Source organism: Actinomycetota bacterium, assembly GCA_035765775.1.
GTDB lineage: Bacteria > Actinomycetota > CADDZG01 > JAHWKV01 > JAOPZY01 > DASTWV01.
Window position 1 is genome coordinate 57,588 of the sequence record DASTWV010000057.1, and the last position, 24,280, is coordinate 81,867.

20 protein-coding genes, 1 tRNA gene and 1 pseudogene are annotated in these 24,280 nt (G+C 73.1%); 6 read left to right on the plus strand and 16 right to left on the minus strand.

Features of this window, described 5'->3' with window-relative positions:
* Positions 1–452: 452 nt before the first annotated feature.
* The 3 genes from aspS to thrS are packed head-to-tail and all read right to left on the minus strand — an operon-like array spanning position 453 to position 4,614.
* Positions 453–2,306, minus strand: a complete 1,854-nt coding sequence (aspS, locus tag VFW71_13505; protein HEU5003773.1) for an aspartate--tRNA ligase — start codon at positions 2,304–2,306, stop codon at positions 453–455.
* Positions 2,303–2,806 carry an HIT domain-containing protein gene (locus VFW71_13510; protein HEU5003774.1) on the minus strand — a complete coding sequence of 168 codons (504 nt, stop codon included), beginning with the start codon at positions 2,804–2,806 and terminating at the stop codon, positions 2,303–2,305. Before VFW71_13510 ends, aspS begins: the two co-directional genes overlap by 4 nt.
* Positions 2,806–4,614, minus strand: coding sequence for a threonine--tRNA ligase (thrS, locus tag VFW71_13515; GenBank protein ID HEU5003775.1), 1,809 nt, complete (start codon positions 4,612–4,614; stop codon positions 2,806–2,808). Before thrS ends, VFW71_13510 begins: the two co-directional genes overlap by 1 nt.
* 55 nt (positions 4,615–4,669) lie before the next feature.
* On the opposite strand from thrS, the gene VFW71_13520 reads away from it, so the two are divergent.
* Entirely contained in the window at positions 4,670–4,999 is a 330-nt protein-coding gene (locus VFW71_13520; protein ID HEU5003776.1) for a hypothetical protein, read from the plus strand.
* Positions 5,000–5,056: 57 nt separating this feature from the next.
* Here the strand turns inward: VFW71_13520 and VFW71_13525 are convergent, their stop codons facing one another.
* The 3 genes from VFW71_13525 to VFW71_13535 are packed head-to-tail and all read right to left on the minus strand — an operon-like array spanning position 5,057 to position 8,597.
* The gene (locus tag VFW71_13525; protein ID HEU5003777.1) at positions 5,057–5,962 is read right to left on the minus strand and encodes a DUF2090 domain-containing protein; all 906 of its coding nucleotides are present in this window, start codon (positions 5,960–5,962) and stop codon (positions 5,057–5,059) included.
* 15 nt (positions 5,963–5,977) lie between these two features.
* Entirely contained in the window at positions 5,978–6,586 is a 609-nt protein-coding gene (locus VFW71_13530; protein HEU5003778.1) for a hypothetical protein, read from the minus strand.
* A gap of 49 nt (positions 6,587–6,635) precedes the next feature.
* Complete coding sequence (locus tag VFW71_13535) at positions 6,636–8,597, minus strand: ABC-F family ATP-binding cassette domain-containing protein (protein ID HEU5003779.1); 1,962 nt, start codon at positions 8,595–8,597, stop codon at positions 6,636–6,638.
* A gap of 52 nt (positions 8,598–8,649) precedes the next feature.
* On the opposite strand from VFW71_13535, the gene VFW71_13540 reads away from it, so the two are divergent.
* Positions 8,650–9,570 carry a phosphotransferase gene (locus VFW71_13540; GenBank protein HEU5003780.1) on the plus strand — a complete coding sequence of 307 codons (921 nt, stop codon included), beginning with the start codon at positions 8,650–8,652 and terminating at the stop codon, positions 9,568–9,570.
* A gap of 136 nt (positions 9,571–9,706) precedes the next feature.
* Complete coding sequence (locus tag VFW71_13545) at positions 9,707–10,135, plus strand: hypothetical protein (GenBank protein ID HEU5003781.1); 429 nt, start codon at positions 9,707–9,709, stop codon at positions 10,133–10,135.
* Positions 10,136–10,719: 584 nt separating this feature from the next.
* Here VFW71_13545 and VFW71_13550 read toward each other — a convergent pair.
* Together VFW71_13550 and VFW71_13555 are read right to left on the minus strand one after the other, a co-directional pair.
* Positions 10,720–10,791, minus strand: a tRNA-Val gene (locus VFW71_13550).
* 45 nt (positions 10,792–10,836) lie between these two features.
* The gene (locus tag VFW71_13555; protein HEU5003782.1) at positions 10,837–11,469 is read right to left on the minus strand and encodes an O-methyltransferase; all 633 of its coding nucleotides are present in this window, start codon (positions 11,467–11,469) and stop codon (positions 10,837–10,839) included.
* Between the two features lie 74 nt (positions 11,470–11,543).
* Here VFW71_13555 and VFW71_13560 point away from each other — a divergent pair, with 74 nt between their 5' ends.
* Positions 11,544–12,329, plus strand: coding sequence for a Sir2 family NAD-dependent protein deacetylase (locus tag VFW71_13560; protein ID HEU5003783.1), 786 nt, complete (start codon positions 11,544–11,546; stop codon positions 12,327–12,329).
* On the opposite strand, the gene VFW71_13565 is transcribed toward VFW71_13560, so the two are convergent.
* Both VFW71_13565 and VFW71_13570 read right to left on the minus strand, forming a co-directional pair.
* Positions 12,302–13,126, minus strand: coding sequence for an RNA methyltransferase (locus tag VFW71_13565; protein HEU5003784.1), 825 nt, complete (start codon positions 13,124–13,126; stop codon positions 12,302–12,304). The genes VFW71_13560 and VFW71_13565 overlap by 28 nt on opposite strands.
* A complete protein-coding gene (locus VFW71_13570) occupies positions 13,123–14,142 on the minus strand; it encodes an NADPH:quinone reductase (GenBank protein HEU5003785.1) in 1,020 nt (339 codons plus the stop codon). The genes VFW71_13565 and VFW71_13570 overlap by 4 nt, the downstream gene beginning before the upstream one ends.
* A 178-nt stretch (positions 14,143–14,320) precedes the next feature.
* Here VFW71_13570 and VFW71_13575 point away from each other — a divergent pair, with 178 nt between their 5' ends.
* Positions 14,321–14,959, plus strand: coding sequence for a class I SAM-dependent methyltransferase (locus VFW71_13575; protein ID HEU5003786.1), 639 nt, complete (start codon positions 14,321–14,323; stop codon positions 14,957–14,959).
* Positions 14,960–14,986: 27 nt separating this feature from the next.
* Here the strand turns inward: VFW71_13575 and VFW71_13580 are convergent.
* Positions 14,987–15,295: pseudogene (locus VFW71_13580) on the minus strand (luciferase family protein).
* Positions 15,296–15,495: 200 nt separating this feature from the next.
* On the opposite strand from VFW71_13580, the gene VFW71_13585 reads away from it, so the two are divergent.
* Complete coding sequence (locus tag VFW71_13585; protein ID HEU5003787.1) at positions 15,496–18,387, plus strand: BTAD domain-containing putative transcriptional regulator; 2,892 nt, start codon at positions 15,496–15,498, stop codon at positions 18,385–18,387.
* Positions 18,388–18,417: 30 nt separating this feature from the next.
* Here VFW71_13585 and VFW71_13590 read toward each other — a convergent pair whose 3' ends face one another.
* The 5 genes from VFW71_13590 to VFW71_13610 are packed head-to-tail and all read right to left on the minus strand — an operon-like array spanning position 18,418 to position 24,274.
* Complete coding sequence (locus VFW71_13590) at positions 18,418–18,720, minus strand: PAAR domain-containing protein (protein HEU5003788.1); 303 nt, start codon at positions 18,718–18,720, stop codon at positions 18,418–18,420.
* 7 nt (positions 18,721–18,727) lie between these two features.
* The gene (locus VFW71_13595; GenBank protein ID HEU5003789.1) at positions 18,728–21,376 is read right to left on the minus strand and encodes a hypothetical protein; all 2,649 of its coding nucleotides are present in this window, start codon (positions 21,374–21,376) and stop codon (positions 18,728–18,730) included.
* Entirely contained in the window at positions 21,373–21,912 is a 540-nt protein-coding gene (locus VFW71_13600; protein HEU5003790.1) for a phage tail protein, read from the minus strand. The genes VFW71_13595 and VFW71_13600 overlap by 4 nt, the downstream gene beginning before the upstream one ends.
* Positions 21,909–23,855: a putative baseplate assembly protein gene (locus tag VFW71_13605; GenBank protein ID HEU5003791.1), complete on the minus strand. Its 1,947-nt coding sequence runs from the start codon at positions 23,853–23,855 to the stop codon at positions 21,909–21,911. Before VFW71_13605 ends, VFW71_13600 begins: the two co-directional genes overlap by 4 nt.
* Positions 23,852–24,274: a GPW/gp25 family protein gene (locus tag VFW71_13610; protein HEU5003792.1), complete on the minus strand. Its 423-nt coding sequence runs from the start codon at positions 24,272–24,274 to the stop codon at positions 23,852–23,854. The genes VFW71_13605 and VFW71_13610 overlap by 4 nt, the downstream gene beginning before the upstream one ends.
* Positions 24,275–24,280 lie beyond the last annotated feature (6 nt).

Here is a 24,280-nt window from a genome sequence, read left to right on the forward strand (position 1 = left end):
CCGGACCCATAATAACTAGTCCATTAGTTGTAGATACACTAGTTGCCCCTCCAACAGGGGAGAAGAGATCATGGCAGATGCTCTGACCCCAGGGCTGATGCCCGCCGGTTCCTGCAACAACCCTGCCCGCACCCACTGACGCGTGTGAGGCACGGCACCGGTGGCCACATCGAGCTCCAGACGCGGTGGACACCGTGCGCGCAGACCGCGACGGCACGTGATCGTGCTCGATGCCGTGGTCATCGTCCCGGCCCCGGCTGACGACGGCCCGCTTGGCGCACGAGTCCGTACCCGACTCGTGGGCGAGCAGTTGGCTGCCCTGTGTTGATTGACCTCGAGGTCACCTCGGCTCTGCGAGGCCTGTGGCCGGCGGACCGTTGGCCCGCGGCTGGGCTCTCCGGCACACCCTGACGATCTACGACGCCCCCGGAGGGCTTTCAGGGACGCCTCTTTCAGGCGCTCGCCGGGGGCACCCCCGGCACCCCCCGCACCCGCAGGCCGAGCTCCTTCAGCTGCGCCTCCTCGACAGCATCCGGCGCCCCGGTCAGCAGGTCGGTGAACGACGACGTCTTCGGGAAGGCGATCACCTCCCGGATCGAGTCCTTCCCTGCCAGCATCGCCACCAGCCGGTCGATGCCGAAGGCGATCCCGCCGTGGGGGGGGGCGCCGTACTGGAACGCCCGCACGAACCAGCCGAAGCGCTGCTCGGCCCGCTCCTCGTCGATACCGATCAGCGAGAACACCCGGCGCTGCAGGTCCGGGCGATGGATACGCACGGAGCCGCCGCCCAGCTCCCACCCGTTCAGCACCAGGTCGTAGGCCCGGGCGCGCACCGCCCCGGGGTCGGACTCCAGGATTGCCTCGTCGTCGGGATGCGGGGCGGTGAAGGGGTGGTGGACCGGGTCCCAGCGGCGCTCGGTGTCGTTCCACTCCACCAGGGGCATGTCCACCACCCAGGTCAGCTGCCAGGAGGCAGGGTCGGTCGGGGCCAGGGCCGGCCGGAGCCCCAGCAGGTCCGCCACCGCCAGGCGCACCGCCCCGAGGGCCCGGTTGGCCACCGCCCGGCGGTCGGCCACCACCAGCACCAGGTCCCCATCGGTGGCCCCGGTGGCTGCGGCCAAAGAGTCCACCACCGCAGCGGACAGGAACTTGGCCAGCGGCGAGGTCACCCCGCCCTCGGCAGCGGCGTCGAACACCAGCCATGCCAGGCCCCCCGCCCCGTTGGCCTTGGCGACCGCGGTCAGGGCGTCGAGGTCCTTCCGGCCCCGCCCGGTCGCCGCCCATCCGGGCACGCAGACAGCCCGGGCCGCCCCCCCGGCGTCCAGGGCACGGCGGAACACTTGCACCTCGGAGGCGGCGAACACCGCTCCGACGTCCACCATCGCCAGGCCGAAGCGCAGGTCGGGCTTGTCGGTGCCGTAGCGGTCCATCGCCTCCTCGAAGCGGATCCGGGGCAGGGGCACCGGGATGTCGACGCCGTGGGCGGCCCGGAACACGGCCGCCACCATGCCCTCCGTAACCCCCAGCACCGACTCCTCGTCGGCGAAGGACATCTCGACGTCCAGCTGCGTGAACTCGGGCTGGCGGTCCGCCCGGGGATCCTCGTCCCGCAGGCACTTGACGATCTGGTAGTAGCGGTCCACGCCCGCCACCATCAGCAGCTGCTTGAAGAGCTGGGGCGACTGCGGCAGGGCGAAGAACGCCCCCGGCTCCAGCCGGGAGGGCACCAGGAAGTCCCGGGCGCCCTCGGGCGTGCTCTTGGTCAGCAAGGGGGTCTCGACCTCCAGGAAGCCCTCGGCGTCGTAGTGCTCCCGGATGGCCCGGACCACCGTCGAGCGCAGCCGGAGCAGGGCCTGCATCTCGGGCCGGCGCAGGTCCAGGTAGCGGTAGCGCAGGCGGGTGTCCTCCCCCGCCTCGGTGCGGTCCTCGATCTGGAAGGGCGGGACGGCCGCCTCGGCCAGCAACTCGATCGACGAGGCCGCCACCTCCACCTCCCCGGTGCCGATGTTCGGGTTCACGTTGGCGGGGGGCCGGGCCCGGACCTCGCCGGTGACCATCAGCACGAACTCCGGCCGCACCCGCTGCACGACGGTGTGCGCCTCCGGCGAGTCTTCGGGGTGCACCACCACCTGGACCAGGCCCTCCCGGTCCCGCAGGTCCAAGAACACCACCCCGCCGTGGTCCCGGCGGGCCTGCACCCAACCGGCGAGGCGCACCGAGCGGCCGGCATCCCCGGCACGCAGCAACCCGCACATGTCGCTGCGGTAGGGGCTGAGCCCGGGGCCGCGCCCGTCCAGAGCGCTCACGGCGCCGCGCTCGCCATCCGGCGGGCCAGGCGCTCCCGGGTGGACTCGAGGCCCTCGGGCAGCACCATGGTGTCGCCGAAGAGCGGCATGAAGTTGGTGTCGCCGCTCCAGCGGGGCACGGCGTGGATGTGGAGGTGGTCCGGGGCCCCCGCCCCTGCGGCCCGGCCGATGTTGATCCCGACGTTGCACCCGTCCGGGGTCATCTCCACCTTCAGGGCGGCCAGGGAGCGGATCAGCAGGTCCATCAGCGCCATGCGTTCCTCCACGGTGAGCAGTTCCAGGTCGCCGATGTGGCGGGTCGGCACCACCATGACGTGCCCGCTGTTGTACGGGTAGCGGTTCAGCACCACGAAGGCGGCCGGCTCCCGGGCGACCACCAGGCTGGCGGCATCATCGGTGGAGGCGGCTGCATCGCACAGGAAGCATCCCGTCCCAGCGGTGGGGCCCTCCTTGGGGGCGCTGACGTAGGCCAGGCGCCAGGGCCGGAAGAGGCGCTCCATCAATCGAGGACGCCCCGGCGGGCGACCTCGTCCACCAGGCCGGCGACGAAGCGGTCCAGGGGCACCCCGTCGGACTTCTCGCCGGTGCGAGCCCGCACCGAGACCGTCCCGGCCTCCATCTCCCGGTCGCCCAGCACCAGCATGTACGGCACCTTCATCCCCTGGGCTTTGCGCACCCGGTTGCCCAGCGTCTCCCCGGACTCGTCCACCTCAGCCCGAAGGCCGGCCGCGGCCAGAGCCGCAGCAACCTCGGTCGCGTACGGCCCATGCCGGTCGGCGATCGGGATGACCACGACCTGGATCGGCGCCAGCCAGGCGGGGAATGCGCCGGCGTAGTGCTCCACCAGGATGCCGAAGAACCGCTCCACCGAGCCGAACAACGCCCGGTGGATCATCCACGGGCGGACGCGCTCGTTGTCGGCGCTGACGTAGGACATGTCGAAGCGGGCGGGCATGTTGAAGTCCACCTGCAGGGTCGAGACCTGCCAGGCCCGGCCGATGGCGTCCCGGATGTCGACGTCGATCTTCGGCCCGTAGAAGGCGGCGTCCGCCTCGTTGATCACGTAGGGCACGCCCTCGGCCTCCAGGGCCTGGCGGAGCGCCGAGGTGGCCAGGTCCCAGCCCTCGTCGGTGCCCACGCTCTTGGCCGGGTCCCGGGTGGAGAGTTTGGCCTCGAAGGTGTCGAAGCCGAAGTCGCGCAGCATGCGCAGGACGAAGCCCAGCAGGCTGCGCAGCTCGTCCACCACCTGTTCCTCGGGCAGGAAGATGTGGGCGTCGTCCTGGGTGAAGCCCCGGGCACGCAGAAGCCCGTGCAGGACGCCGCTGCGCTCGAAGCGGTACACCGAGCCGAACTCGAAGATGCGCAGCGGCAGCTCCCGGTAGGAGCGCATGCGGCTCTTGTAGACCAGGATGTGGAACGGGCAGTTCATCGGCTTGACGTAGTACTTGGCGCCCTCCAGCTCCATGGGCGGGTACATGTTCTCGGCGTAGAAGCCGAGGTGGCCCGAGATCTCCCACAGCGTGGACCGGGCGACGTGGGGCGTGAAGGCGAACTCGTAGCCCGAGCGCTCGTGCACCTGGCGGGAGTACTCCTCCATGATCCGGCGGATCAGCGACCCTTTCGGGTGCCACACCGCCAGCCCGCCGCCCAGCTCGGAGGGGAAGGAGAACAGGTCCAGCTCCGTGCCCAGCCGCCGGTGGTCGCGGCGCTGCGCCTCCTCGAGGCGGTGCAGGTAGGCCTCGAGGTCGGCCTTGGTGAACCACGCCGTGCCGTAGATCCGCTGCAGCATCGGGCGGTGCTCGTCGCCCCGCCAGTAGGCGCCCGAGGTGCGCAGGAGCTTGAAGGCCGGGATGGCGCCGGTGGAGTCGACGTGCGGGCCGCGGCACAGGTCCAGGTAGCTCTGGCCCGGCTTGGCCTTGCTGGGGTTGCGGTACAGCGACACCCGCTCCCCTTCGACGCCCTGCTCGGAGGACTCGCCGATGCCCTGCAGGATCTCCACCTTGTAGGGCTGGTCCGAGAACAGCTCGATCGCCTCCGGGATCGAAACCTCCTCGCGCTCGAAGGGCTGGTCCTGGCGGATGATCCCCTGCATCTGCTTCTCGATGGCCGCCAGGTCCTCGGGCAGGAACGGCCGGCCGATGTCGAAGTCGTAGTAGAAGCCGTCCTCGATGGGCGGACCGATGGCGTAGTGGGCGTCCGGCCACAGGGCGAGCACCGCCTGGGCCATGACGTGGGCCGCCGAGTGGCGCAGCACCGCCAGCGCCTCCGGGTCGTGGTCGCGCTCCGCCGGGGGCGCCTGCTCGCTCATGGCTCGCAGACTACCAAGCAGCCTTCGGGCGCCCCCCGGCGGGTAGGGTGGGGGCATGCCCGCACCGGAGGAGGCCAGCCGCATCCCGGCGGACCAGATCGTCCGGGACTTCCTGCACGCCCAGAACCTGGAGCAGGTGGGCAAGGCGGAGGAGGCGGTGGGCCTCTACGAGGAGGCGGTCGCCGCCGGGTTCGACGCCGCCGGGCCCTACGACCGCCTGATCTTCATCTACCAGCAGCGCCGGGCGCACCGGGACGTCATCCGGGTGTGCGAGGCGTCGCTGCGGGCCGTGCGCACCTACGAGGCGAAGCGCACCTGGTACCGGGCGCAGATGGCCGAGGCCGAGAAGGCCCTCGGGGCGCCGCCGGCGCCGACCGCCCGGTAGCTGGAGGCCACGGCAGGCAGGACCCGCCGGCGTTCCGTGGGCAGGAAACCGGGGCGGCTAGGCCCGGCCCTCGTAGACGTCGACGAAGTGGCGGTACTTGCGTGCGATCAGCGCGGCGCCCGCTGAGCGGTCCATCGTCCCGCTCGCCACGCCCTTCACGGACTCGTTGAAGATCGACCGCCCGATGGCGAAGCCGAGGTAGCCCGGCACGCCGGCCCCGGCCCGCAACCAGGTCTCCACCTTGGCGTCGTCCGCCCCCCGGCCCAGCACCACGCAGCCCACGGTGTCCCGGCCGTCCCGGCGGACCAGTTCGGAGACCTGCCCGCAGGTCTCCCGGGACTCCAGGCCCTCGATCTTCCAGACGTCGGGGTCGATGCCGGCCTCCTGGATCTCCTCGATGATGCGCAGCATCAGCCCGGGGCGGACCTCGGTGTCGTAGCGGTTGGCGTCGCCGCCCACGGCGGCGAGTTGCGCAGGCGTCGCCGGCACCAGCAGCTCGAAGAGGAACCGCCGGCCGTGGTCGGCCAGCCAGTCGCCGAGGCGCTTGAGGCGGGCGAACTGGCGCTGGTTCATCTCGGGGTCCCACTCCGGGTTGGAGCGCACCAGCACCTTGGCGAAGGTGGGGTCGAACTCCTCGATGTGGTCCCCGAAGGCGTCGCCGTACTCGAAGTCGAACTCGTCCTGGCCGGTCTTCTCCACCGGCATGGCGAAGGGGAACCCGTCCGCCTTCGCCTTGCGGGCGACGTCGGCGCCGTACTGCTCGTCGGTGAGCACCCCGGCGGTCTCCACGGCGGCGCCGTCGGCGATGGCCTGCTGCAGGCCCTCGAAGATCAGCAGCTTGCCGTCGGCGATCCGCGCGGTGTCCTCAGCGGTCGGCGGCCCGGTTACGCCGAAGAGCTTCTGGAAGGACCCCCGGTGGTCGAAGGCCATGATGTAGATCGTGCGGTCGTAGCCGAGTGGCATCGCGGTCCAGCCCTCCTAGTCGTCTGCTCCGTCGTCGGTGTCCAGCCCGCTGTGGAGTTCGGCGTGCAGGGCGGCCAGGTCGGCCAGCTCCCCGGCGGTCCTGCCCGCCTCCACCTCGTGGGCACGGATGAGGTGCCCCACCATCTTCTCCTCGTCCGACAGGAGCAATACCCAGTCGCCGATCACCTCGCCCAGGCTCTCGACCCAGGCGGGCCGGTCATCCTCGGGCTGAGCCATCAGCTCCTCGAGGACGGGGTCGAGCATGCTGCGCGGGATCAGGCCCAGCACCCCCGCCACCGGGAACACATCGGAGACCACGAGGCGCCCGTCGCGTTCCTGCGCCAGGTGGAAGTCCCGGCCCCGGTACTGGCGGACCCAGCCCTCGAGCGCGTCGTCGTCCTCCAGGTCCCGCAGGCTCTCCACGACAAAGTCGAAGGTCTCCGCCCGGGACAGCGCGAGGTCCCAGTCGGCGATCAGGACGAAGGCTTCCAGCGCCTCCTCGAGCTCGGCCGTGACCGGGACATCGAGCTCGTCGCCCTCCCAGTCCTCGCCCTCGTCCTCGTCGTCCTCGAGATCCTCGTCCAACTCCTCTTCGAGGGTCTCGTCGTCATCGCCGTTGGCCATGGCCGGATCATACCGAGAAGGGCCGCAGCCCCAAACCGATGGGACCGCCTCAGCGCGCCGCGGCCTGTTCCTCCAGGAGCCCGGCGGCTTCCTCCCAGGCGGCCTCCAGGTCCTTCACCCGCTTGGCCCGGGCCTCGTAGTCGTCCACCAGGCCGGCGACATCGGCCCCGGAAGCGTAGACCGCGGGATCCGCCAGGCGGGCGGTCAGCTCGTTCAGCCGGGCCGATTCCGCCTCCAGCTGGGCCTCGATGCGGCTGACCGATTGCTGCAGGGCCCGGAGGGCTGACCGGGCCTGGGCCCCCGCCCGGCGCCGGTCGGCGGCGGCCTGGCCGTTCTCGGGCTTCGCGTTGGTCTGGGCCGAGGCCTTGCCGGCCCTGCCCGCCGGCGGGGCGCCCGCCTGGGCGTCACGCTGCGAGAGGTAGAAGTCATAGTCGCCGGCGTAGGAGGTGACCCGGCCCGCCCGCACCTCGACCACCCGGGTGGCGACGCTGCGAATCAGGTGGCGGTCGTGGGTGACCAGGACCAGTGCCCCCTGGTAGGCCAGCAGGGCCTGCTCCAGGACATCCCGGCTGGCGATGTCGAGGTGGTTGGTGGGCTCGTCGAGGACCAGCACGTTCAGCGGTGTCACCAGGAGCTTGGCGATCGCCAGCCGGGTGCGCTCGCCCCCGGACAGCACGCTGATCGGCTTGCGCAGATCCTCGGCGCTGAACCGGAAGCGGCCCAGCAGGTCGCCGGGCCGGATCGCCGCTCCGGCGGGGATGGCCGCGGCGATCTCATCCAGGACCCGGTTGGTCATAGTGAGGGTCTCATCCTGGTGCTGGGCGAAGTAGGCCAGCGCCACGTTGTGGCCCAGCGTGCGCTGCCCCTCCTGCGGAACCAGGACGCCGGCGAGCAGCTTCAGCATCGTGGTCTTGCCTGCCCCGTTGGGCCCCACCAGGGCGATCTTCTGGCCCCGCTCGACCGCGAGGTCCAGCCCGGCGTACAGCGGCGTCGCCCCGTAGCCGAACGACACGCCGTGCAGCTCGACCACCACCCGGCCGGCCCGGGGCGGCGTCGGGAAGGCGAGCCCCATCGCCCGGGGGCGCACCTCGGGCACCCGGGGACCCCCTTCGGCCCGGGCCCGCTCCTGGGCCTTGATGCGGCTCTGCACCTGGCGGGCCTTGGTCGCCTTGGCCCGGAAGCGGTCGATGAACTCCTGCGCCTCGGCATCCGAGCGTGCCCGGGCGCGCTCGGCGGCCTCGGCCTGCTCGGTCGCCAGCGCCCGCTGGGCCACGTAGGCCTCGTAGTCGCCCTTGTAGGCCACCAGCTTCCCGCCGTCGATCTCCACCACCCGGGTGGCGACCTGGTTGATGAACTCCCGGTCGTGCGACACCAGGAAGACGGCCCCGTGGTAGGTCCGGATGAAGCGCTCCAGCCACTCGACCGCTTCGATGTCGAGGTGGTTGGTGGGCTCGTCCAGCAACAGGAGATCCGGGGCGGCCAGGAGCAGCTTGGCGAGGGCGGCACGCATCAGCTGCCCACCGGACAGGGCGTCGGCCGGCATCGCCAGATCGGCCCCGGCGAACCCGACCCCGGCGAGGATCGAGCGGGCCTCGAACTCCACCGAATAGCCGTCCAGGCCGGTGAAGCGCTCGTGGAGCTCGGCGTGCTCGGCGATGAGCCGGTCGCGCTCGGGTCCCTCCTCGGAGCCGACCAGCTCCTCCTCCAGGACGGCCAGCCGGCGGCCGGTCTCGGTGACGTCGCCGGCGGCGGTCAGCACCTCGTCCAGCAGGCTGCGGCCGGGCAGCGGGTCGGCCTCCTGGCGGAGGTACCCGATCACCGCCCGCTTGATGACCTGGATCTCCCCCCGGTCCGGGGCCTGCTCGCCGGCCAGCATGTCGAAGAGCGTGGTCTTGCCCGATCCGTTCGGGCCCACCAGGGCCACCCGGTCCCGCGGCCCGACGTGCAGGGCGGCGCCGGTGAACAGGTCCCGGGGGCCGAACGCCTTCCACAGATTGGTCACCGTGATCATGGGGCCAGTGTAGGGGCGGGATAGCGCCCGACCTGCGGTAGCATCCCGGGCCGTGCCCGAGTGGACCCCCGAGATCGACGTCGACGCCGACCTGGCCCGGCGCCTGGTCGGCACCCAGTTCCCCGAGGTCGACACGACCTCGCTGGAGGCCTTCGGCGAGGGCTGGGACAACGTCCTGTGGCTGACCGGCGGCGGCACCCTGTTCCGCTTCCCGCGCCGGGAGATGGCGGCTCCGGGCGTGGCCCGGGAGCTCGCGGTCCTGCCGGTCCTGGCCGGGCGCCTGCCGCTGGCCGTCCCGGCAGTCGAGCGGGCAGGCAAGCCCGACGAGGCCGCCGGCTACCCCTGGCCCTTCTTCGGTGGCCCGCCGATCCCGGGCCGGGAGTCGGGCGAGGCGGCCCTGACCGACGACCAGCGAGCGGGCATCGCCCGGCCCCTCGGTGAGTTCCTCCACGCCCTCCACGCGCCGGCGACCGCCGAGGCGGTCCAAGCCGTCTATGACCTCCCCGTGGACCCGAACCGGCGGGCCGACATGGGCGAGCGCATCCGCCGCACCCGCATGGCCTGGGGCGACCTCCAGCGCCTGGGTCTCTGGTCGCCGAGCGGCGCCATCATCGACGTCATCGAAGGCGCCCGCATGCTGCGCTACCCAACCACCACAGCGGTGGTCCACGGCGACCTGCATTTCCGCCACCTGTTGATCGAGGGCGGGCGTCTCAGCGGGGTCATCGACTGGGGCGATACCTGCCTCGCCTGCCCCGCCATCGACCTGCCGCTCTACTGGAGCTTTTTCCCGCCCTCGGCACGCGCCGAGTTCCTGCAGGCCTACGGCCCGGTCAGCGACCAGGACCTGGTCCGGGCACGGGTCCTCGCCCTCTGGATGAACGCCGTCCTGGCCCTGTACGGGCACCAGACCGGCAAGGAGGCGGTCGTGCGGGAGGCCGTGGGGGGCCTGCGCCGCGCCAGCGTGGACTGAAGCGGGAGCTGAGGGCCCGATGTGGGCCGATTGTTCCCAGATTTAACCCATTCGCGCTGGTATCAAACGTCGCGCGCTGCCATCATTTAAGAGTGGCTGCTCGTTGGGCGCGGCGTGGCGCGGTAGAGGAGGGGTAATGGACCTGAGCAAGCTGACCAAAGGGGATCGCATAGTGGTCGCCGGCGCGATCCTGCTGGTGCTGGATCTGCTTCTGCTTCCCTGGCTGTCGTACAGCATTCCGGGGATCCTGACCGTCTCAGTCAAGGGCGTCGATGCGCCTGATTCCCTGCTGGGGGTACTGGCCCTGGTCATCGCTCTTGCGATGGGGGCCCAGATCGTTCTGGCTCGCATGAGCGAGGTGAAGCTGCCGGAAATCGGCATGCCGTGGGGCCAGGCACACTTCTTCGGAGGCGTGGCGACCCTTGTGCTTCTCGGGCTGAAGTTCATCCTCCACACCAGCCACCTCGCCATCGGTGCCTACCTGGGCCTGATCTTCGCCATTGTGCTCACGGTCGGGGCGGTCGCGGTGCGCAAGGAGTCGACGACTGCCGGCACCGCCGGCTAGGGCCTCTGGTTTTGGTTTCCTGCGAGCCCGGGCGCTAGGACACGGCCCGGGCTCGTGCGCGCCAGCCCCATGGCCACGAGGGCGGGGCTGACCGTCCAGGCTGGATGCGCCGGCTCGCACGAGACAGTTGGATGCGAAAGAAGGTCGGTCGGGGGGCACGTGAAGGTCGCCACATGCGTCCCCGACCACCACTGTGCGATGGTCCCCCCAACGCCGAGCACCAGGGCCACCACGCAGTAGCCGGCTACCCAGCGGTCCCCGGCTCCTTCCGGGCGCCCCACACGGTGAGGGCGGGCAGGACGACGCAGAGGGCCACGACGAACGAGGCATCGACTCGTTGTTATCGACGGGCGGGGCGAACAAAGCGAGTAGCCAAAAGGGACTAACCTGCACTGCTAGGCGTGAAAGCATCGGTTCAGGCTGGCGGAGACACGTTTGTGCATCGCTGACCGCTAATAAGGCGGTTATTCATGCACGAAAGCTGTCCACCGATGCACATACTGCCCTGACCGGGCCCTTACAGCGTCTCAGGACAGGCCGGGACCGGCCGATGTTCCCCCTGGAGCGGGCACAACACTTCTGAGTGGGCGCGACTGGGATCGAACCAGTGGCCTCTGCTGTGTGAGAGCAGCGCTCTCCCCCTGAGCTACGCGCCCCCAGGAGGTACCTCGTCCACGAAGTATAGGCGCCGGGCGGCCCCGTCAGCGGCGCCGGAGCGCAACCATCACCCCGTCCCGGGTCGGCACGATCGCCGAGTCGAAGTCGGGGTCGGCGGCGATCAGGTCGTTGTGCCGCCGGATGGCCACCGTGGACGCCTCGTCGTTGTCCCGGGCCACCTTGCCGGACCACAGGACGTTGTCGCAGATGTAGAGGCCCCCCACCCGGACCCGCTCCCGGGCCAGCGCCCAGGCGCCGGGGTAGCCCTCCTTGTCGATGTCGCAGTACACAATGTCGAACTCGCCGGGGATCTCCCGCAGGGCGACCATGGCGTCGCCCACCACGAAGCGGCAGCGGGGCCACACCCCTGCCCGGGTGAGGAACCCCTCCGCCTGGCGGGCGTTCTCGGGATCCGTGTCGGTCAGGGTCACCTCGCCGCCCTCCCCGACCGCCCGGGCGAACCAGTAGGCCGAGAACCCGAAGCCCGAGCCCATCTCGAACACCCGGCGGGCACCGATGGAGCGGGCGAGGAGCTCGACGGTGGAGCCCACGACCCGGCCCACGATCGGGAAGCCCCGCTGCTCGGCGAGCGCCTCCATGTCCTGCAGCACGGGCTCGTCGAACCGGTCGGTGAGCCGGCGCAGGTAGGCCGAGACGTCGGCGTCGATGAAATCCACGGGCCCCATCCTCTCACCCGAAAACCGAAGGAAGCCGGGGGAAGCCGGGGGACACCGGGGGTACCGTGGGAACCATGGCCGCCACCGACCAGCACGCCCTCGACACCGTCCGGGGCTGGATCGCCGGAGCGAGGTCGATCGTCGCCCTCACCGGTGCCGGCATCTCCACCGAGTCCGGGATCCCGGACTTCCGGGGGCCGTCCGGGGTGTGGACCCGGGACGCCAAGGCGGAGCGCCTGAGCCACATCGACGCCTACGTCTCCGATCCCGCCCTCCGGGTCGAGGTCTGGCGCCAGCGCATTGCCCACCCGGCGTGGAGCGCGGTGGCGAACCCGGGCCACCGGGCGTTGGTCGACCTGGAGCACTCGGGGCGGCTCTCGATGCTGGTGACCCAGAACATCGACGGCCTCCACCGCGACGCCGGCACGTCGCCCGGCCTCCTCATCGAGATCCACGGCACCATGCGGGACGTCATCTGCCTGGCATGCGGCGACCGGTTCCCCGCCCAGCAGGCCTTCGACCGGGTCCGGGCGGGCGAGGAGGACCCGCCCTGCCTGGGCTGCGGCGGCATCCTGAAGTCGGCCACCATCTCGTTCGGCCAGTCCCTCATCCCCGAGGACCTCGCCCGGGCCGAGCGGGCGGCCGCGGAGTGCGACCTCCTCCTCGCCATCGGCACATCGCTGCTGGTCTACCCGGTGGCGGGCCTGCCCCGCATCGCCCTGGAGCACGGCGCCCGACTGGTGATCGTCAACGGTGAGCCGACCCCCTATGACGGCGCCGCCCACGCCGTGGTCCGCCTGCCCATCGGCCAGGTGCTCCCCCGCCTCATCCCTCACGAACCGGGCCGGCTGCCCTCGTAGAAGGCCACGGCCGCCGCGCTCGCCACGTTCAGCGAGTCGACCCCGGCCGCGATCGGGATGCGGACTGCCGCATCGGCCGCCGAGAGGGCTGCCGCAGACAGGCCGGGGCCCTCGGTGCCCAGCAGGAACGCCACCCGGTCCCGGGCGCCCAGGCCCAGCGAGCGGATGTCTGCCGCCCCGGCACCCGGCGTGAGGGCGACAACGTAGAACCCCTCCGCCCGCAACCACCCGATGCCCCCCGGCCACGCCGCCAGCCGGGCGGAGGGCACCGAGAGGACGTGGCCGATCGAGACCCGGATGCAGCGGCGGTAGAAGGGGTCACAACATTCGGGCGACAGCAGCACGGCGTCCAGCCCGAAGGCGGCGGCGTTGCGAAAGATGCCGCCCAGGTTCTCGTGGTCGGTGACCGCCTCGGTGACCGCCACCCGCCGGGCGGAGGCCACCAGGGCCGCCGGGTCCACCGCCGGCCCCCGGAGGGCCGACGCCAGGACCCCCCGGTGGATGTTGAAGCCCGCCACCGCGTTCATGACCGCCTGGTTCGCCACGTAGACCGGGTGGGCGACGCCATCGAGCAGCGCCCCGAGAGCGGCCAGCCCCTTCGGGGTCACCAGCACCGAGCGCACGCCGAACCCGGACCCGAGCAGCCGGCGGACGACGAGCTCGCCCTCGGCGATGAAGATCCCCTGGCCGCCCGCCCCCGGCTCCTCGACCGCCCGGCGCAGGTCAGCATCCTTCAGGCCGATGTAGTCGGCCAACCGGGGATCCCCGGGGTCGTCGACCTCGACCGGGGCGCTCACCCGATATCGACCAGCACCTTGCCCACCGCCCCCGCCTCGACGGCCTCGTGCGCGGCGGCCATCTCCTCGAGCGGGAAGCGGATCACGGGCAGGCCGGCCGCCTCCCCCACCCGGAGAGCGCCGTCCGCCACGGCGCTCGCCACGGCGGCCACCGCCGCCTGCTTCACCGCCGGGGCCAATCCGTACACGAGCACGAACTGCCACCGGGCATTCAGCACCATCGAGGGCCGCACCGGGATCGCCGCCTCCGGGGTCCCGCCGCTGGCGTAGGAGGCCACGGTGCCCCCGGGAGCGAGCACCGCCATGTCCAGGGCGGCATTGGCGACGACGGCCACTTCGACCACCAGGTCCACGCCGCCCGGAGCCGCCGCCCGGATGGCCGACCCGGCGTCCTCGGTGCGGTAGTTCACCACGCAGTGCGCCCCGGCGGCGGCCGCCAGGACGCCCTTCTCGGGACTGCTGACGGTCGTGATCACGGTCGCCCCGGCCCAGCGGGCGAGCTCGATGGCGGCGTGGCCCACCGACCCGGCCCCACCGGCCACCAGGACCGTCCTGCCCGCCAGCGCCCCGGGGGCCAACTGGGCCGGGCCCTCCCCCGCCGTGAGGCAGCGGTGGGCGGTGATCGCCGGGGTGCCGAGGCTGGCGCCGAGCTCGAACGGGGCGCCCCCGGGCAGGGCGACGGCGTGGTCGGCGGGGAGGGCGACGAACTCCTGGCCGGTGCCCCCCGGGCGCTGGAACTGGGCTTCCCACAGCCAGACCCGCTCCCCCACCCGGCCCTCCGGGACACCCGGGCCCACCGCCTCGATCACGCCGGCGCCGTCCTGGTTCGGTACCACCTCGGGGAAGGGCGTCGGCTGATCGGGCGCGCTCCCCCGGCGCACCTTCCAGTCGGTCGGGTTGACGCCCGATACCGCCACCCGGACCAGCACCTCGCCCGGACCCGGGTCGGGTACGGGCCGCTCAGCCAGCTGCAGCACCTCCGGCCCCCCGGTGCGGGAATACACGATTGCCTTCATCTTGTCGCTCCTCCCTTATGCCAACAGAGCCATCGTCCCACGCAGGGCCGGAGTGCCAAGAGTTCAAGAGGTGTTCACGCTCCGTTCACACAAACGGGGCGTTGCGCTGCGCGGCACTGTGTAGGCTCGAGAGAGAACCGATGAACAGGACCGAGGGGCCGAGAGGCCGGAGAAGCCATTGAAGAGGGGACAGCCGGGTCCCGAGACCGCCGTGGACCGCCTGCTGGAGCGCCAGCGGTTGGCGCAGGCACTGGCCTACGTCCCGGCCGGGGTCCGCCTGCTCGACGTGGGGTGCGGCGACGGCGCCCTCCTGCGGGCCGCCGGATCCCGGATCGGATGGGGGGTGGGCATCGACCCCGCCCTCCCCGGCACCATCATCGGGCGCAACTACCGGTTGGTCCGGGGGGCGTTCCCCCAGCACCTCGACGACCGGGACCCCTTCGACGTCATCACCCTGCTGGCGCTCCTCGAGGAAGTACCCCGGGGCCAGCTCCCCGCCCTGGCCTCGGCCTGCGCCATGCACCTGCACCCGGGCGGGCGCCTCATCGTCACCACGCCCTCACCGGGGGTGGACGGGGTGGCCCGCCTGCTGGAGAGCGCCCACGTCATCTCGGGCCCGCCCCGGCGGCGCACCCTGCTCGATGCCGCCGAGATCCGGGACGTCTTCGCCGCCGCCGGGCTTTCCATCGAGGCCAGCCGGCACTTCGAGCTCGGCTACAACAACGTGCTGGTTTTCGCCCGGAACCGCCTGGCGCGGACCTTCATCCAGCTGCCCGACACCGCCCCCCGGCACCCGGTCCTCTCCGGCCGGGGCTGATCCCCCGGCGGCCCGCCGGCTGGTGTAGCGCTCGTACTGCATCCGGAACAGGGCGATCACGCCCTCGGCGTCCTCGGGGCGGCGCATCCAGCAGCTCACCCACCCGCTGTCGGGCAGCACATGGTGGGGCTCGGCCCGGCCTGCAGCGATCACCTCGTCGTGGATGCGGCGGGGGAAGGGCAGGTCCGCCAGGCGGTCGCCGTGCACGTGGCCCAACTCCCGGCGGCCGAGCCGGTACTCGATCCCGCCGAAGCGGTGCACGGTGGTCGCAACCCCCGGCCAGGATGCCACCGCCTCACGGATCAACTGGCCGGCGGATTTCGCAGACGTGGCCATGAACCACGGTACTCCGGGCCAAATTTTTAACTTGACCGCCGCGCCCGGCGTCCGGAGAATCAAGAGAAATCGGCGATTCCCGTGCCACTGGGGGCCCCCGCTTGTATCACCAAACGGACAACTCGCCAGCGATTCACGTACCACCGGCCCCCGATCCCGCCCGGGGGGCCGCCGCTATCCACACCGGCGCCTCGGCCGCCATGCTGGCCACCCGCGGCGCCAGCCCCGGGGTCGTCCCGGCCAAGATCCGGGCACCCAGGGCGGATGGCATGCGCCGGCTCCGGCTCGAGGAGGCCCTCGCCGCCGGGGCGTGGGACCGCACGCTGAGCCTGATAGCCGCCCCGGCGGGCGCGGGCAAGACGACGCTGCTGGCCCAGTGCGCCGCCGCGCTGGGCGCGCCGGCCGCCTGGTACCGGGTCGAGGAATCCGACGGCGACGCCCGCCTTGCGCTGGCCTACCTCGAGGCCACCCTGCGTGACGCCCTCCCCGGCCTGCCCGGCCTCCCGGGCGGGTGGGCGAGCGTGGAGGACGCCGTGCTCGCCCTGGAGGGGTCCCCCGCCACCCGGGTGGTCCTGGTGGTCGACGACCTCCACCTCCTCGAGGGGACACCGGCGGCCGGGGCCTTCGAGCAGTTGCTCGCCTACCGGCCCCCGTCGCTGGCCGTCCTGGCCGCCACCCGGCGCGTGCCGTCCCTGGCCCTGCTCACCCGCCTGCGCATCGCCGGCCAGCTCCTCTACCTGGGGGCCGAGGACCTCCGCTTCCGGAGCTGGGAGGTGGAGCGCCTGTTCGCCGAGCACTACCGCCAGCCCCTCCCGCCGGAGGAGGCGGGCGAGCTGGCCCGCCGGACCGAGGGCTGGGCCGCCGGGCTGCAGATGTTCCACCTGGGCACCAGCGGCAAGACCGCCACCGAACGGCGCCAGACCCTGGCCGCCCTCGCCACCCGGCGGCTGGCCCGCGAGTACCTCGCCCGCAACGTGCTGGACGACCTGCCGCCCGCGCTGCGCCAGTTCCTGGTCGGAAGCTGCGTCCTCAGCCGCATGTCCGGGCCGCTGTGCGACGCCCTGCTCGGCACCACCGGCAGCGAGCGCTGCCTGCAGGAGCTGGAGCGCCGCCAGGTGTTCACCTCCACACTCGACACCGGCGGCTACCGCTACCACGAAGCCCTCCGGGCGCACCTCGAAGGGGTGCTGCGGGAGGAGCTCGGCCCCGACCTCGCCCGGGACCGCTACCGCAAGGCGGGGACCGTCCTGGAGGCCGACGGGCTGGCGGTCGACGCCCTGCAGGCGTACTGCCGGGCAGAGGACTGGCCGTCGGTGGAGCGGCTGCTGGGCGCGGCGGGCGGCAGCCTGGCCATGGGGCGGGGCGACTGGATCAGCCTGCTCCCAGCGAACCTGCGCGCCCACGATCCCTGGGCACTGCTGGCCACCGCCCGCCGGCTGCGGGCGCACGGCCGCTGGACCGAGGCCCAGGCCACCTACCGCCTCGCCGAGGAGGGGTTCGGCTCCCAGGCCGGCCCGCAGACCGGCCTGGACAGCGCGGTGGAGGAGCGCCTCGCCCTGGGCTCCTGGATGGAGCCCGCCCCGCCTGCCCCCGACTGGAGCGGGGCTCTCCGCCGGGCGGTCGCCGGCGACCCCCTGGGCGCCCTGGCCGGCGGCATCGCCGGGGCGCGCGGGCTGCTGGCGGGGGGCCTGGCCAGCCTGCTGGCCGGGGACGTCGATGAGGCCCGGAGCCGGCTCGCCACCGTCCTCGGCGCCGAGGACGCCAGCCCCGAGCTGGCTGCCGGGGCCATGGTCGCCGAGGCGGCCGCCGCGGCCCTCGCCGGTCTCCCGGAGGCCAAGGAACTCGCCGAGCACGCCTCGGCCCGGGCCGAGGAGCTGCGGATCCCCTGGCTGGCCCGGGTCGGCCAGGCGGTCCTCGCCCTCACCGACCGCCCGGACGGGCGCTCCGAGGCAGCCGCGGCCCGCTTCTTCTGCCAGGAGCAGGGCGACGCCTGGGGCGCCAGCCTCGCCGGGCTGCTCGAGGGCCTCGGGGAGCTGCAGGCGGGCGGGACGCACGCCGGCGTGCTGGAACAGGCCGCCCACGGCTTCGCCGGGCTGCACGCCTACGTCCTCGAGGCCTGGTGCCTGTGCGCCCGGGCCGCGATGCTGGCCGCCGCCGCCGACCCGCAGGCCCGGGCAGCGGCCGATCACGCCGAGCGCCAGGCCCGCCGCGTGGGCCTGCGGGGACCGTGGGCGCTGGCCTACCTCGCCCTTGCCCGCATCGACGGGGCCTCGCTCGACGAGGTCGGCCGCTGGGCCGGGGCGCTCAGCCGGGACAGCGGGTTGGCCCTGCTGCGTGCCTTCGCAGCCCCCCGGGCAAGGACGGGCCCGGCTGACCCCCCGCCGCCCCCCGTGCGGGTGCAGTGCTTCGGCGGGTTCAGCCTCTCGGTGGGCGGCGCCGAGGCGGACCTCGCCCGGGTGAAGCCCCGACCCAGGAAGCTTCTGCACCTGCTGGCCCTGCACGCCGGCGCCCCCCTGCACCGTGAGGTCCTGATCGAAGCTCTGTGGCCGGGCGCCGATCCCCGCGTGGGTGCCCGGAACCTGCACGTGGCGGTCTCGGTCCTGCGCCAGTGCCTCCAGTCCGCCCCTGTGTCAGGGGCGGTGCGCATCGACCGGGACGGGGAGGACTACCGGCTGGTCCCGGCCGCGGCCTGGTCGGTCGATGTCGTCGAACTGGCCGACCTCGTGGGGCGCGCCCGGCGCCTCCAGGCAGGCGGCGAGCAGGCCGAGGCCGTCGGGACGCTGACCACCGCCCTCAGCATCTACCGGGGCGAGCTCTTCCCGGAGGACGGGCCGGACGACTGGGTGGTGCGGGCCCGGGAGCGCTTCCGGTCCCTGGCGGTCGAGTCCGCCTGCGAGCTGGCCGACCTCCTCCTGGCCGAGGGCGACGGGCTGGCCGCGGCCCGGGCATGCGAGCTGGGCCTGGACGCCGACCACACCCGGGATGACCTGTGGCGGGCCCTCGAGGAGGCCCACGAGTTGGCTGGCAACCACGCCGCCGCCCTGGCGGCGCACCGGCGCTACGAGAAGGTGCTGGCCGACCTGGGGATTTAGCGTCGGCGGTGCTGCCGACGCTCGCCGAGCCTAGCCGCCGATCTCCACGGTCGGGAGACCCAAAGCGATCGCCCCGCCGTGCGCGGTGGTGTCGCCCATCCGGGCGGCGGGCTTGCCGTTGATCAGGACCGTGACCGAGCCCTTCACGATCGTGTCGGGCGGCCCCACGCAGGTGCACATCATGCCCATCGTGGCCGCCGGGACGCCCCCGATCAACACCGGGGGGCCTGCCGGGGGCCCGGTCACCGGCCCGCCGACGTGCGGTATGGGCGGCGTTCCGGGCGTGACCATCGGGCAGGTGTGCATGTCGCCGATGCGGGCCGCCGGGGGCATGGCTCTCCTACTCCTTGGTGAAGAACTCCAGCTCACTGATGGCCACGGAGGTGCCACCGCTGGACGACGGGTAGACCGACTCGATGGTGATCGTCACCCCCCGGATGCCATGGCCGTGCTCCAGGGTCAGGAGCTGGGCGTCGGGCTGGTTCTTGAGCGTCAGGGTGTCCGACTGCCCGTTGCTGTAGCTGATGAGCACCGACTTCGGCCGCGGCTCGGCGACAAAGGTGGCGCCAATGCCGCTGAACACGTTCACCCGGTCCAGGTTGACCGGTTGCTGGGACGTGGAGGAAAAGAGGATGAACATCGAGACCCCCACCCCGAGCTTGGGGCTCGCCTGCGCCTGCCACCAGGTGTTGGTGTGACCGTCGATGGCCTGCGCCGCCAGGTGCGTGGGCACTGAGGAGGTCGACGAGGCGTTCAACGGCGTCACCAGGTTGTAGTGCGGCGACACCTTCTTGCGGATGCTGGAGGTGACGCTCTTCACCTTGTTCTCGACTGTCTTGCGGTACGGCCCGGCGGCGGCCACGATCCCGGCGACCACCGCCAGGGCGATTATGATCTTGATCACCTTGCCCACTGCCGAGGGCTTGGGGGCTGTCCGGCTCCCGTGGCCCTGGGCCGGCCGTTCGCCGGCGGCGAGCACCGCCTTCTTCCGCCCGAAGATGCGCTTCCACCAGGAGACCTTGGGTGTCGGGGCCACGACCGCCGCCTCCAGCGAGGTGCCACAGCGCCGGCAGAACCTGCGGTTGGGCGTATTGCCCTCACCGCACTGGCCGCAGATGAGGTCGCCCGGAGCGTAGGTGCGGGCCGGTGGCGGCGCCTCCGCAGGGGCGGGCCGGGCTTTGGCGGCCGCGGGCTTCACCGCCTCGGGCTGGGACACCTGGGGCTTCACCGCCGCGGGGGCCTGGGGCGGCATCGGTCCCCCGTACGGCGAGGGCGACGCGGCGTAGGGAGGCGCCGGTGCGCCGGGGGCCGGGGCTGGCGTGTCGGCTCGTGACGCGGCCGCGGGGGCCTGCGTCGCCGGAGCCGGTTCCCAGAGGGAACGCTGCGGCGGCGGAGGGCCCGGTGGTGCGGGAGGAGGTGGAGCTCCCCACAGAGGAGGTCCCGCGGGCGCGGCAGGCGGCGCGGGCGGGCCTGCTGCCGGTGCCGGGGTGGGTCGGGGGCCGGCCGGCGATGCCCCGGGCGGTGGTGGTGGGGGCGCCTTGGCCACGAGTGCCGCTGCTCGGCGGGCAGCCTCCTGGGCCTTGGCCGCCTGCTCGGCGGCGAGGCGGGCCTCCTCCTGCGCCCGGCGGGCCTCCTCTTCCGCCTGGGCCTTGGCGGCGGCCTCCGCTTCCGCGCGTCGGGCCTGCGCCTCCGCTTCCCGGCGGGCGGCCTCATGAGCCTGGGCGGCAGCTGCAGCCCGAGCCTCCTCCTCGAGCCGGGCGGCCTGCTCAGCCTGGCGCGCCTGTTCCGCCTCGGCAGCCTCCTCGGCCGGCGTTGGGGGTGGCGTGCCGTCCGGTCCAGCCGCCAGGCCAGCCCCGGGCGCCGAGCCGGCGTCGCCGGGCGACGGGGGCGACCCAAACGACGTGGCGGGCGCAGGCGGCGAGAGAGGCGCAGCAGGCGATACGGCGGGCTCCGACGGCGCCGGCCCAGCAGGCGGGCGGGTCCCCAGGACGCTCTGCATCCGTGGACGACGTGCCCTGCCGGTTTCCGGCGCCGGGGCGCCCGTCGATGCCGGGGCGTCAGCCGCTGCGGTCGACAGAGATTCGGCTTCGGCGCCTACCGGTCCTTCCGGACCGGCGGGTGCAGGGGCGTCGTCCGCCAAGGACCGGCGCCCGGGGCGAGCCGGCCCCAACGGAGCGTCGCTCAGGCTGTAGCGGCCGGACGCGAGCGGTTCTGCCCATGGTTCCACCCGGGCCCGGGCAGGCTCTCCCGCCGGCCCAGGCGGCTCCGCACTCGGCCCAGGAGGCGCTGCTCCCACCGGTCCGGGTGGCCGTTCGGCGGTCTTCTCACCCCGCGGGCCCGGTCTCGGCCCACCGGTCCCGGCCGCCTCGGCCGGGGGCTCCGGTGCCACGTCCGGACCCGGTTTCGGTCCCGGCTTGGACGCTTCCTCCGAGCGGGCCGCAGCCGCAGCCGCCTCAGCAGCCGCCTGCATTTGGGCCTGGGCGGCGTCGGCAGCTTGGGTGGCGTCGGCAGCTTGGGCGGCCTGCCGTCTCGCAGCTTCCTCGGCCTCAGCGGCGGCGTGGCGCCGGGCGGCTTCCTCAGCCTCGGCCCGTTGGTGCTCCTGCTCGGCGGCCACCCGGGCGGCCTCGGCCGCAGCCCGCCGGGCCTGCTCCTCGGCGGCGGCACGGCGGGCGGCTTCCTCGGCGGCTCGGCGGGCGGCCTCCTCGGCCTCCGCTGCCCGGCGGCGGGCTTCCTCGGCAGCTCGCTGGGCGGCGAGGCGCTGGCGCTCCTCCTCCCGTTGCCGGAGCTCGGTGGCCAGGTCGGGCGGCGGGGGGGGCGGGGTCAGCGGAGCCGGCGCCGGGGTGGGTGAAGGCACCGGAGCGGCCTCCGGGGGGAACGCCGGGGCGGCGGGTGCCTCGCGCTCCCCGGTGAATTCCAGGAAGGAGCCGCAGGAACCGCAGAACTCGTCGCCGTCCTCGTTGCGGTTCCCGCACTGCTTACAGATGATCAACCGGTGACCACCTCGATCTGGTGGGGGATGTGGGCGGGCTTTCCCGAGGAAACTACCGCTTCGAGCCGTTGGCGATCCACAACTCCTGCATCGGCCACCCGAACCCGCACCTTGAGGGACGGCTCGGCGGTGCCCGGGAGATCGCCGTTGGGCACCGGCGACCACGCGGCGGCCCCGCTCTCCTCCACCTCGACGTCGCCCCCGAAGACAAGGCGCACTAGCCCGACCAACCCCCGCACCGTCCCCCGCTGCGCGTAGAGCGCGGACGCCTCGCCCACCAGCGCCCGCCGCCGCTCCAGCGACCAGGTCTCGTCCAGCACCACCCCCACCCAGCCGGCCAACCATTCCAAAAAGTCCGGGGGAGCGACGGCGGGGCTCAGGTAGGCGTCGAGGTTGTCGAGGGCCAGGAACACCGGCGCCAGCACCTCATCCAGCCCGGCGGTGATGCGCTGGGTGAAGCTGTCCTCGTAGTAGATCGGCGGCAGCAGGAACCCCAGCGGCTGGGGGCTGGCCATACCCCGGACGGCGCCCCTCATGCCGGCTCGACCAGGACCTGGTGCCCGTAGGAGAACACCAGGGCATGGGGGTCGATCGCCAGGCGCTGCACGGCCTCGCCCCGCCGGCCGGTGATCGGATCCGCCGGGTAGAGGCGGGCCTCGTCCACCAGCTCGACACCCGGCAGGCGCTGCAGGACCGCGTAGACCTCACCCGCGTGGATGGGGCGCCCGAACGGCCAGCCGGTCCCGTCGGGGCCGCCGCTGATCGGGTGGAAGTACCCGTAGAGGGCTTCGACCGCCGCCGCCCGCAGGCGGTCCACCGAGGCCGACCGGCGGGCCCGCAGCCGGGCCACCACGGTGATCCCCTGGTAGACCGGGGGCTCCACCACCAGGCGGGAGCCGATCACCCGGCGCTCGTCGAGGGCCCCCGCGACCCGGGCGAGCGTCTCGTCCGAGGGGACCAGCTGCTCGAACTCCAGGCGCCCGGCCTCCCGCTCGCTGGCCGCCGGCACCACCAGCACCCGGACGGCCCCGGGATCGGCGCCATTGCCCGCAGGCGCACACCGGACCCGGGCGACCTCGGGCGCCGCCTCGAGGGAGATCTGCTCGTAGTCCTCGGCGGTCACCGCCCGGTCCCGGGTCCGCAGGGTGAGGGGGCCCCGCAGTTTCGCCGACTCCAGGTCCTCGCCGTCCACCCCGCCCGAAGCGGGGCGCCGGTTCACCACCGAGCCCACGAAGGGGATCGTGGTGCGCAGCACCGAGATGGCACCCCGAGCGACGTTGCCCCGCCGGCCGCCGCCGGTGCGGTAGGAGCGCACCCGCAGGACGGCGCCGTCGCCCGGGGCGGCCCCGTACCGGCGCAGGGACCCGTCGGGCTCCCGGACGGCGGGGCCGAAGGCGATCTCGCCGCTGGCGGCGTCCAGCTGGAAGTGGCGGTCGTGCGGGCCGCTGTGGGCGAAGCCGTCCACCGGAGCCCACTCCTCCCACCCCTCGCCCTCGCTCACCTCGAGGATCACGGGGGCCTCCCCCGGGACCACCGGGGCGTTGCGCAGCGGGTAGCGCTGGCCGGCGCCCCCGGTGGCGGTGGCCACCACCTCGCCCTCGATGATCTCGGCGTTCACCGCCACCGTCGTCCCGCCGATGGTGGACGCCGCCACCCGGCTGATGAACGGCGGGGCGCTGTAGACCGGCTGGCCCTCCTCGGCGTCGGTGACCCGGCAGCGCAGCCAGCCCGCCCGTCGGCCGGCGATCTGGGAGGCCTGGTGGGAGGCGGGGACGTGCAGCACCACCTCGCCGTCCTTGTTCAGGCCCCCGGTGGTGTCCCGCTCGAGCTCGCAGACTGCCCAGCCCCGGCCATCCCATGCCTCCCAGGCAATCGGGGGGTTCCGGGGGTCGACACCGACGCCCTCGATCCGGCAGCCCAGCTCCAGGAGGACCGCACACGACGGCACCGGGTTGGACAGGCCGATCAGGAGGGCGTCGCCCGGCTTGGGGGGCGCATCGAAGCACGGGAAGCCATCCCCGATCTCCAGCCGGTCGGTCTGGTCGCCGGCCTGTGGGCCGAGGGCCGTGGCGACGCGAGACCGGGAGCACGGAACAATGGCGAGGTCCGAGAGCACCGTGAACGACACCGCCTCCTCGGTGGGCGTGCGCAGCGTCGATACCTCGGTCCCGGCGGGGACGTCGATGGTGACCTCCTGGGTGGCGGACAGCCAGAAGGTCACGTCCACCTTGGCGGCGGTGGGTGGGAACAGCCGGATCCCCATGAGGTCCAGGAACTTGATGTAGAGCCGGTCGGGCACCCGGTTCAGCCGGAACAGCAGCTGGTCGGTCATGAAGGCGAACGTCTCGATCAGCGTCACGCCCGGGTCGGAAACGTTGTGGTCGGTCCACTCCGGGCAGCGCTGCTGGACCAGGCGCTTGGCCTCGTCGACCAGGTCCTGGAACCGGCGATCATCCAGGTTCGGCGCCGGCAGCGTCATTCCCCGACCCCCGCTTCCGGCAGGGTCTCGCTCGGGATCACGTAGAAGGGGAACACCAGGTTGCGGGGGTCATTGGTGCCGCGGATCGAGTACTGCACGTCGATGTAGACCGTCGAGGCATCGGCCGGGTCGGTGGTCACCGCGATCCCTTCCACATCCACCCGGGGCTCCCAGCGCTCGATCGACCGGCGCACCTCGTAGGCGATCCGCCCGGCGGTGGACCCGGTGACGGCGGCGAAGACGAAGTCGTGGATGGCGCACCCGAACTCGGGGCGCATCGGCCGCTCGCCGTAGGCGGTCCCGATGATGAGCCGGATGGCCTCCTCGACCTCCTGTTCGCGCCCGACGAGGGCGATGCCCCCGCTGGCGCTGGTGCGCACCGGGAAGGCCCAGCCCTTGCCGACGAAGTCCTCGGTCACGTGCGC

Coding starts and splice junctions, on each gene's coding strand:
- VFW71_13510 (HEU5003774.1), bottom strand. CDS start 2,806: ATGGAGCGCCTCTTCCGGCCCTGGCGCCTGGCCTACGTCAGCGCCCCC.
- thrS (HEU5003775.1), bottom strand. CDS start 4,614: ATGAGCGAGCAGGCGCCCCCGGCGGAGCGCGACCACGACCCGGAGGCG.
- VFW71_13520 (HEU5003776.1), top strand. CDS start 4,670: ATGCCCGCACCGGAGGAGGCCAGCCGCATCCCGGCGGACCAGATCGTC.
- VFW71_13525 (HEU5003777.1), bottom strand. CDS start 5,962: ATGCCACTCGGCTACGACCGCACGATCTACATCATGGCCTTCGACCAC.
- VFW71_13530 (HEU5003778.1), bottom strand. CDS start 6,586: ATGGCCAACGGCGATGACGACGAGACCCTCGAAGAGGAGTTGGACGAG.
- VFW71_13535 (HEU5003779.1), bottom strand. CDS start 8,597: ATGATCACGGTGACCAATCTGTGGAAGGCGTTCGGCCCCCGGGACCTG.
- VFW71_13545 (HEU5003781.1), top strand. CDS start 9,707: ATGGACCTGAGCAAGCTGACCAAAGGGGATCGCATAGTGGTCGCCGGC.
- VFW71_13560 (HEU5003783.1), top strand. CDS start 11,544: ATGGCCGCCACCGACCAGCACGCCCTCGACACCGTCCGGGGCTGGATC.
- VFW71_13570 (HEU5003785.1), bottom strand. CDS start 14,142: ATGAAGGCAATCGTGTATTCCCGCACCGGGGGGCCGGAGGTGCTGCAG.
- VFW71_13585 (HEU5003787.1), top strand. CDS start 15,496: ATGCTGGCCACCCGCGGCGCCAGCCCCGGGGTCGTCCCGGCCAAGATC.
- VFW71_13590 (HEU5003788.1), bottom strand. CDS start 18,720: ATGCCCCCGGCGGCCCGCATCGGCGACATGCACACCTGCCCGATGGTC.
- VFW71_13600 (HEU5003790.1), bottom strand. CDS start 21,912: ATGAGGGGCGCCGTCCGGGGTATGGCCAGCCCCCAGCCGCTGGGGTTC.
- VFW71_13605 (HEU5003791.1), bottom strand. CDS start 23,855: ATGACGCTGCCGGCGCCGAACCTGGATGATCGCCGGTTCCAGGACCTG.